The 9,049-nt window shown below is 59.9% G+C and carries 8 protein-coding genes; 1 reads left to right on the forward strand and 7 read right to left on the reverse strand.

Going from position 1 to position 9,049, the window contains the following annotated elements:
• Positions 1-11: 11 nt before the first annotated feature.
• The 5 genes from ACR0MI_RS07050 to ACR0MI_RS07070 all read right to left on the reverse strand — a co-directional run bounded on the left by ACR0MI_RS07050 (position 12) and on the right by ACR0MI_RS07070 (position 6,383).
• Entirely contained in the window at positions 12-1,589 is a 1,578-nt protein-coding gene (locus ACR0MI_RS07050) for an ABC transporter ATP-binding protein (RefSeq protein WP_170613604.1), read from the reverse strand.
• Positions 1,586-2,692 carry an ABC transporter permease gene (locus ACR0MI_RS07055; RefSeq protein WP_170613606.1) on the reverse strand — a complete coding sequence of 369 codons (1,107 nt, stop codon included), beginning with the start codon at positions 2,690-2,692 and terminating at the stop codon, positions 1,586-1,588. The genes ACR0MI_RS07050 and ACR0MI_RS07055 overlap by 4 nt, the downstream gene beginning before the upstream one ends.
• Positions 2,693-3,787, reverse strand: coding sequence for a microcin C ABC transporter permease YejB (locus tag ACR0MI_RS07060; protein WP_170613608.1), 1,095 nt, complete (start codon positions 3,785-3,787; stop codon positions 2,693-2,695).
• A gap of 1 nt (position 3,788) precedes the next feature.
• Positions 3,789-5,699 carry an extracellular solute-binding protein gene (locus tag ACR0MI_RS07065; protein ID WP_170613610.1) on the reverse strand — a complete coding sequence of 637 codons (1,911 nt, stop codon included), beginning with the start codon at positions 5,697-5,699 and terminating at the stop codon, positions 3,789-3,791.
• Between the two features lie 174 nt (positions 5,700-5,873).
• Positions 5,874-6,383, reverse strand: a complete 510-nt coding sequence (locus tag ACR0MI_RS07070; protein WP_170613798.1) for a c-type cytochrome — start codon at positions 6,381-6,383, stop codon at positions 5,874-5,876.
• 119 nt (positions 6,384-6,502) lie between these two features.
• Here ACR0MI_RS07070 and ACR0MI_RS07075 point away from each other — a divergent pair, with 119 nt between their 5' ends.
• Positions 6,503-7,336 carry a prephenate dehydratase gene (locus ACR0MI_RS07075; RefSeq protein ID WP_170816766.1) on the forward strand — a complete coding sequence of 278 codons (834 nt, stop codon included), beginning with the start codon at positions 6,503-6,505 and terminating at the stop codon, positions 7,334-7,336.
• Between the two features lie 18 nt (positions 7,337-7,354).
• On the opposite strand, the gene ACR0MI_RS07080 is transcribed toward ACR0MI_RS07075, so the two are convergent.
• Both ACR0MI_RS07080 and ACR0MI_RS07085 read right to left on the reverse strand, forming a co-directional pair.
• Positions 7,355-7,735 (reverse strand): phosphotransferase-like protein, encoded by a 381-nt coding sequence (locus ACR0MI_RS07080; RefSeq protein WP_170613614.1) that lies wholly within the window; start codon positions 7,733-7,735, stop codon positions 7,355-7,357.
• A 42-nt stretch (positions 7,736-7,777) separates the two neighbouring features.
• Positions 7,778-9,049, reverse strand: coding sequence for an aminotransferase class III-fold pyridoxal phosphate-dependent enzyme (locus tag ACR0MI_RS07085; protein WP_170613616.1), 1,272 nt, complete (start codon positions 9,047-9,049; stop codon positions 7,778-7,780).

Raw genomic sequence — 9,049 nt, forward strand, 5'->3', positions numbered from 1 at the left:
GCGGGCTGCTCTCAGCCCGCCGCCGCGATCAGTTCTCGGGTGTAATCGGTCTGGGCATTCTCGAACAGGTCCTCGGCCCGGCCCATCTCGACCACGTCGCCATTTCGCATAACGATAACGTTGTGCGACATGGCGCGCACCACCTTCAGGTCGTGACTGATGAACAGATAGGCCAGCCCGTATTTCTTTTGCAGATCGCGCAGCAGATCGACGATCTGCACCTGCACCGTCATGTCCAGCGCGCTGGTCGGCTCATCCAGCACCAGCAGTTTGGGCCGCAGCACCATGGCCCGCGCGATGGCGATGCGCTGACGCTGACCGCCGGAAAACTCGTGCGGATACCGGTCCATCGCCGCCGGGTCCAGACCGACTTCGGTCATCACTTCGGCCACCAGTTCGCGCGGCGCGCGGTGCGGGTCAACGTTGTGGATCGCCAAGCCCTCGGCAATGATCTGCTGGCAGGTCATGCGGGGGCTGAGGCTGCCGAACGGGTCCTGAAACACGATCTGCATATCCTTGCGCAGACGGCGCAATTCACGCGTGGACCAGCGGCGCACGTCCTGATCGCGGAATGTAATCCCGCCTTCAGAGGCAATCAGCCGCATGATCGCCAGTGCCAGCGTGGTCTTGCCCGACCCGCTTTCGCCCACGATCCCCAGCGTCTCACCCGCGCGCACCGACAGCGTCGCATCGTTGACGGCCTTCACATGGCCCACCGTCCGCTTGAAGAACCCGCGCTGAATCGGAAACCACACTTTCAGGTGGTTCGTCCGCGCCACTTCCTCGGCATCGGCGGCCACCGGATCGGGTTCGCCCGACGGTTCCGCCGCCAGCAGCTTGCGCGTGTAGGGGTGCTGCGGGTTGTCGAAGATTTCGGCGGTCACGCCGGTTTCGACAATCTCGCCGTCCTTCATCACGCACACCCGGTCGGCGATCCGCCGCACGATACCCAGATCGTGGGTGATGAACAGCATCCCCATGTTTTCGGACTTCTGCAGGTCAGCCAGCAACTCCAGGATCTGCGCCTGAATTGTGACATCCAGCGCGGTTGTCGGCTCATCCGCAATCAGGATGTCCGGCTTGTTGGCCAGCGCCATCGCGATCATCACCCGCTGGCGCTGTCCGCCGGACAACTGGTGCGGATAACTGTCCAGCCGATCCCTCGGGTCGCGGATGCCAACCTTGATCAGCAGTTCCACAATCCGTTCGCGCGCTTCGTCGCCGGTTACACCCTGATGCAGGGCCAGCGACTCGGCCATCTGCTTCTGGATCGTGTGCAGCGGGTTGAGCGAGGTCATCGGCTCCTGAAAGATGAAACTGATATCGTTGCCGCGCACATCCATCAGCCTGTCCTCGGACGCGCCGATCATTTCCTGACCTTCATACGTGACCGAACCTTCGACAATCGCGCTGTCACCCAAAAGTGAAACCGTGCTCAGCGCCGTTACAGACTTGCCCGACCCCGATTCCCCAACCAGCGCGACCGTTTCGCCCCGGTCGACGGTGAAGGACACACCCCTGACCGCCGCGGAAACCTGCCCGTCCTGCCGGAACGAGACCCTGAGGTTATTCACATCCAACAAGCTCATGAAAACGTCTTTCTGGGGTCAAACGCATCCCGCACGCCTTCAAAGATGAAAACCAGCAGCGACAGCATGATGGCAAAGGTGAAGAACGCGGTGAAGGCCAGCCACGGCGCCTGCAGGTTCTGTTTTGCCTGCAAGGTCAGTTCGCCCAGTGACGGGGCCGAGGACGGCAGGCCGAAACCCAGAAAATCAAGGCTGGCCAGCCCCGCGATGGTGCCGGTCACGATAAATGGCATGAAGGTCAGCATGGCCACCATCGCGTTGGGCAACATGTGCCGGAACATGATCGTCATGTTGCCGACGCCGAGCGCCTTGGCCGCGCGGACATATTCAAGGTTGCGCGCACGCAGGAATTCCGCCCGCACAACCCCGACCAGCCCGGTCCAGCTGAACAGGATCATCAGGATGACCAGCAACCAGAAACTTCGCCCGAGAACCGCAAACATGATTATGATGACATAGAGCGACGGTGTCGCGGACCAGATTTCGATGATCCGCTGAAAGATCAGATCCAGCCAGCCGCCGAAATAGCCCTGGATGGCCCCTGCAAACACCCCGATCAGGCTGGCCGCGCCGGTGACGACCAGCGTGAACAGGATAGACAGCCGGAACCCGTAGATTACGCGCGCCAGAACATCACGTTTGGTGTCGTCGGTGCCCAGCAGATTCTGCCCGTTCGGCGGCAGCGGTGCCGCACCCGGCCGGTCGACACTGGTATTGTAGGAGTACGGAATTGGCGGCCAGATCGCCCAGCCCCGCTCGAACCCGTCCGCCTGAAAAGTGCCGGCATCGATTTCTTCGATGATCCGCTCGGGATCGTCAAAACACTGATCAAGACCACCGCTGTCGATCAGGCATCTCACCTCGGGGTCGCGATAAATGGCTTCGGTCTGGAAATCCCCGCCAAATTCGGTTTCGGCGTAGAAATTGAACACCGGCGTGAAGAACTCGCCCCGGTATTTCACCAGAATCGGTTTGTCGTTGGCGATGAACTCGGCGAACAGCGACAGGCCGAACAGAACCGAGAAGATGATCAGCGACCAGAACGCGCGACCATTGCGCCGGAAGTTGCGCCAGCGGCGCTGGTTGAGTGGGGACAGCGCCATTTACCCCTCCCGCTTTTCGAAATCGATGCGCGGGTCGACCACCACGTACATCAGATCGCTGATGATGCCGACCACCAGCCCCATCAGACCAAAGATGAACAGCGTGCCGAATATTACCGGGTAATCACGCGCCACCGCGGCCTCGAACCCCAACCGTCCCAGCCCGTCCAGCGAGAATATGGTCTCAATGATGATCGAGCCGCCAAAGAACACCCCGATGAACACCGCCGGAAAGCCCGCAATCACGATAAGCATCGCATTGCGGAACACATGACCGTACAGAACCTTGCGCTCGCTCAGGCCCTTGGCGCGGGCGGTCATCACATATTGCTTCTTGATTTCATCCAGGAACGAGTTCTTGGTCAGCAGCGTCAGCGTTGCAAACGCCGAAATCGTCAGCGCAATGATCGGCAGGGCAATGTGCCAGAAATAGTCCGCAATCTTGCCAATCAGGCTGAGGCTGTCCCAATTGTCCGATGTCAGCCCCCGCAGCGGGAAAATCTGCCAGTAGGATCCGCCCGCAAACAGCACCAGCAGCAGGATGGCGAACAGGAAACCGGGAATGGCGTAGGCCACAATGATGGTTCCGCTGGTCCAGGTATCAAAGGTCGATCCGTCCTTGATGGCTTTGCGGATGCCCAGCGGGATCGACACCAGATAGGCGATCAGGGTCGACCAAAGACCCAGCGAGATCGAAACCGGCATCTTTTCCAGCACCAGATCGATGACGCTGATGGACCGGAAATAGCTCTCGCCGAAATCCAGCGTCAGGTAGTTGCCCATCATGCTCAGAAAGCGCTGGAGCGGAGGCTTGTCGAAGCCGAACTCTTTCTCCAGTTCGGCAATGAATTCAGGCGGCAGCCCCCGCGCGCCGACATATTTGTCGTCAAAGGCGCCCCCGGCAGGTTCCGAGGCCGCCCCGGAATCGCCACCGCCTGCAAATCCGGCAAACACATCGCCCTGCCCTTCGATCTGGGCGATGATCTGTTCAACCGGCCCGCCCGGCACGAACTGCACCAGCGTGAAGTTAACAATCATGATGCCCAGAAGGGTCGGAATGACCAGCAACAGGCGTCTTAGAATATACGCGCCCATGTTATCGCAGCGCGCCTTTCGCTTTCAGAGCCGCCTCTTTTTCCGGATTGATCCACCACAAATCCAGATAACCAAGGCTGAACGGAGGCAGGTTTTCCGGGTATTCATACATGTCGTAGTAAGCCGTCCAATAGTCCGCAACGTATCCATCCGGGATCACGAAAAACTCATACCGCAACACGCGGTCAAGCGCCATCAACGCCGCGTCCTGTTCTGCCTGATTCGTGGTATCGAACGAGGCTTCGATCACCGCATCCACCAATGGGCTGGCCAGACCGGCCGGATTGAAAAGGCTGAACGCAGCCTCTTTCGAGCCGTACATCTGGCTGAGCCCGCCACCCGTGGACAGGAATGCCCCGTACTGGGTGGAATGGATCATGTCATAGTCCCGCTCGCGCCGGCGCAGCGTGTATTGCGACGGATCCACCTTTTCCGCCGTTGCATCCACACCAATGGCCTGCAGGTTCTGAACAAAGGTCTCGATCATCGTCGCGGTCGAGGTCGGAATGCTGGAAGAATAAGGAATGTTCACCTTCAGCGTCTGACCCTGTTCGTTTCGGCGCAGATTGCCATCTCCAACCGGCCAGCCAGCCTCATCCAGCAGCTTCGAGGCCGCCCGCATGTTTCGCCGATCGTTCAGGCGCGCCGAACTGGACTCGTGCATTACCAGGGCCGGTTCGCTCAGAACCTCATCCGGCACGATATCGCCAAGGTTTTCCAGAAAGGCCAGTTCAGCCCCCTCCGGCGGCCCCTTGGCCTCAATATGGGTGTCCTGAACAAAGGAATTGCGCGGTGCGTTCAAGCCGAACATCAGCGATTCATTGGCCCATTCAAAGTTAAAGGCCAGCGCCAGCGCCTGCCGCACCTTTTTGTCTTCGAATTGCGGTTTACCCAGATTGAACACAAACCCGGAAGGCGTCGGAGGGCTGCCATCCGCAATCTCATCGCGGACGACCGTTCCTTGGGTCAGCTTCGGAAAATCATAGCTCGAGGCCCAAAGCTTGGGGTCACTTTCGATCCGCATGGTGTATTCACCAGCCTTGAACCCCTCGAACGCGGCAGTCTGATCGGCGAAATACTCGATACGAATGGTGTCGTAGTTGTTGCGGCCAACGTTGATCGGCAGATCCTTGCCCCAGTAATCGTCCCGGCGTTTGTAGACGATGCGCCGGTTGATGTCGTAACTGTCCAGTTTGTAAGGCCCGGACCCCACGGCAACCTCAAGCCGGGGCTCGTCCAGACGGCGGGATTCGTCAGCCTCGAACCAGGCTTTCGAGAATACCGGCGTCGACCCGACCGTTTCGATCAGCCCGCGGCGCGTCACTTCCGGGCTAAAGGAAAATTTCACCGTGTAATCGTCCAGCGCTTCGGCCCCTGTCACCATGCGACCGACGGCCTGCGCATAAGATGGCAACCCCTGCTCGATGAACAGGCGATGGCTGTAGACCACATCCTCGGCTGTCACCGGTGTTCCATCCCAAAACGTCGCCTCCGGTCGCATGTGGAAAATCACGTAATTGCGCCCTTCATCATACTCCATGCTGTGTGCAAGCAGACCGTAATACTGCCCCACACTGTCTGACGCGCTGTCGATCAGCGCATCATACTGGATCGACGTCAGCGCCCCGGCGCGGCCCTTGCGCGAATAAGGATTAAGCGAGTCGAAGGTGCCAGACCCCGCCAGCGACAGCTCGCCCCCCTTGGGGGCTTCGGGATTGACATAGTTCAGATGCGGATAATCGGGCGGGTAGTCGAGATTGCCAAAATAGGAATACCCGTGGCTGCGCGTCACGCCCTCCTCAACGGCCCCGGCCAGATTCGCGGCCCCCACGACCAGAGCGGCAGAAACCCCCACAACGGCAGCCCAGGACCGGGCGTGCAATTTGAGATTACTGGACAGAAGGGATTTCATGGTGCTCATCCTCTTGGTCGTTTCCGTCTTCATTGTTGTGACCGACAGCTAAAAGGCCAGAACTGTAAGTTGCAAGTTTAGAACGCGTGAACGGATTGTGAAGTTGTCCTTAGACAAAAAATAAAGCCGCTGCACGGGGCAGCGGCTTTGAATTCGGTTCATCCGATCGGCCGATCAGTTGCCGATGGTCTGCAGATAGGCAATCAGGTCGGCACGTTCCTGCGGCTTCTTCAGGCCGGCAAAGCTCATCGAGGTGCCGGAAATGTAGCTGCTGGGTCTTGTCAGGAAGGCATCCAGCGCCTCTGGCGTCCAGTTGCCGCCATGGGCCTGCATGGATGCGGAATAGCCGGTAAAGCCCTTGGCGGACGCAACCGGACGATCCACAATCGCGTACAGATATGGGCCAGTGCCGTTGGCGCCGTCTTCCAGCTTGTGGCAGGCGGTGCACTTGCGGAATACCTTCGCACCCTTTTCAGGATCGGCCGCTGCCAGCATGTCCTCGAATACCACTTCTTCGCCGTCGGCGCTTTCGCCCGAGCTTTCGGTTTCGATGACATAGGCGGCTTCGGCGCCATGGGCATCTACACTATAGAGAACATCTGCCCCCCATTTGGCCAGAAGAAGCACCAGGAAGGTGCCGAACAGGCCTGCGGCGGCCTTGGTAACTGTCATCGTGTCGAACATTGATCGCGAGTCCATTTCAGCTGTCTGCGGGGTGTCTAAGGCTTCCCCTTGCAAGAGGCAAGGTATAGACACCGCGACTAAACGCCCAAATCAAGAACTTGTTGCACGGAATCGACCAAATGACCAATCGCATCGCATTTCAGGGTGAGCCCGGCGCCTACAGCCACGAAGCTTGCCGCAACGCGCGCCCCGATATGGAGGCCCTGCCTTGCCGCACTTTCGAGGATGTGATCGAATCGGTTCGCGCCGGTGACGCGGATCTGGCGATGTTGCCGGTCGAGAACACGACCTATGGCCGGGTGGCCGACATTCACCGGCTGCTGCCGCACAGCGGGCTGCACATCATCGATGAGGCCTTCGTGCGCGTCCACATCAACCTTTTGGGCGTTCCGGGCGCAAAGCTTGAAGACATCACCGAGGCGCATTCGCATCTGGTGCTGCTTCCGCAATGCGCGGAATTTCTGAAGGAACATGGCATTCGCGGCCGCGTCAGCCCCGACAACGCCCGTGCCGCGCGCGAGGTTTCAGAACAGGCCGAGCTGCATTCGGCGGCCCTTGCCAGCGAGCTTGCGGCAGAAATCTACGGCCTGAACGTGCTGGCCCGCCATATCGAGGACCGCGACAACAACACCACCCGGTTTCTGGTCATGTCTCGGCAGTCCGACCTGACGCCACGCGGGGATCACGGCATGATCACCAGCTTCGTGTTTCAGGTGCGCAACATCCCGGCCGCCCTTTACAAGGCGATGGGCGGTTTTGCGACAAACGGCATCAACATGACCAAGCTGGAAAGCTATATGATCGACGGCTCGTTCACCGCGACCCAGTTCTACGCCGACATCGTTGGGCACCCCGAGGACCGCAACGTGCAATTGGCCATGGACGAGCTGGAACACTTCACGACCAACGTTGAAATTCTGGGCGTCTACCCGGCGGCACAGCCGCGCGGCTAAACGTCAAGCCCCCCAACGCTAGATCGCGAATTCTGATTTGCGCGTGCCGCTGCGCCACGCCGCAAGGATCGCGTCCACGTTGGCATCCACCCCGTCCATCGCGTCGACCTCCAGATCGTATTGCCGGCCTTTGTGAATTGTCCGCTGGTCCTGTTCCGCGCTGCCGGGCGGACGGTCACCGCGGGCTGCCTCTCTGCGGATCAGCTCAGGCACCGGGCAGTGCACGCCGACAAACAGCATGTCATGGTGTCTCAGCCCCTGTTTCATGGCTTCGGCCCAGTCCGGCGGGTGCAGAATATGATCTGCGACATTTCTGGGGACCAAGCTTGTTGGGTTCGATCCTGAAGAGCGGTATCCCGGGACACCACTCAGATGCGACTTGCGCAGAACACCGGCCATTGCGCAAGCCCGGGCAAACCTGATCGCAGGACGCCAAAACCCTTAGACGATGGCCGCAACCGCCTTTGCCACCGCCGCACGTGTGTGTTCCAGATCAGCCTCGGTCACGGCCAGCGACGGGTACAGCTTGCCCGGCGCCTTGAAGATACCCGCCTCGCGCAAGGCGGCGTTGTAGACGACGTTGCGCTGGGGATCATCATGTTTCGCGCTGCGGTAGTCCCGGCAAGTGTTGGCGGTGAAATAGATGTCGAACAGTGTCTCATCGCCGCAAATCCGGTGTGGGATACCGGCGGCGCTCAGCGCTTCAGACTGCATGGTCTGTAGCGCCTTTCCGGTTGCGCGCAGCTTGTCATAGACACCGTCGCGGCGCAGAACCTCCATGGTTTTCAAACCGGCCACGGACGCGATCGGATTGCCGGACAGCGTGCCCAACTGCATGAGCCAGCCCTCTTCGCCCACCTTCGCCTTGTCGAAATGCTTCATGATCTCGGCGCTGGCACCAAGAGCCGCCAGGGGAAAACCGCCACCGGTGATCTTGCCCAGCGTGCAGATATCGGGCGTCACACCGTATTTCTCCTGCGCACCGCCATAGGCCAGACGAAACCCGGTCACGATCTCATCGAAGATCAGCAGAACACTGTGCTTGTCGCACAGATCGCGCAGCCCCTGCAGATATCCCGGTTCAGGCGGGATGATCCGCTGCAGCGGCTCGACCATGATGGCCGCAATGTCGTCATGTTCATTCAACAGGTTCGACACCGCCTCCAGATCATTGAAAGGCGCGATCAGCATCTGGTCGGCCACGCCCTGCGGGATACCGGCGCTGTCGGGCACGGCCTGTGGGAAGTTGACCTCGCGGCTGGGTGCCAGGCTCATCTGCGCCTCGGCGCTCATACCGTGATAACCGCCTTCGAATTTCAGGATCTTGTCGCGACCGGTATAGGCGCGGGCCAGCCGGATCGCATACATATCCGCCTCACCGCCCGAGGCGACAAAGCGGATCTGCTCGCAACACGGCACCGCATCGACAATCGCTTCGGCCAGCTCGACACCCTTTGCATTGTTGGCAAAAAAGGTCATACCCTTGGGCAATTGCTCCAGCACCGCCTCCATCACCTCGGGGTGGCCATGGCCCAGCAGCATCGGCCCCGAGCCGATCAGGTAATCGACATATTCCTTGCCATCCTCATCCCAGACGCGGCTGCCTTCGCCGCGGGCGATGATGATACCCGGATCGAAATTGCCAAACCCGCCGGCGGGAAGAACCTCGTTCGCGCGGGCGATCCATTCGGATTGCGTATTGATTTTCAGCAT

The organism is Ruegeria sp. D4 (genome assembly GCF_056534475.1).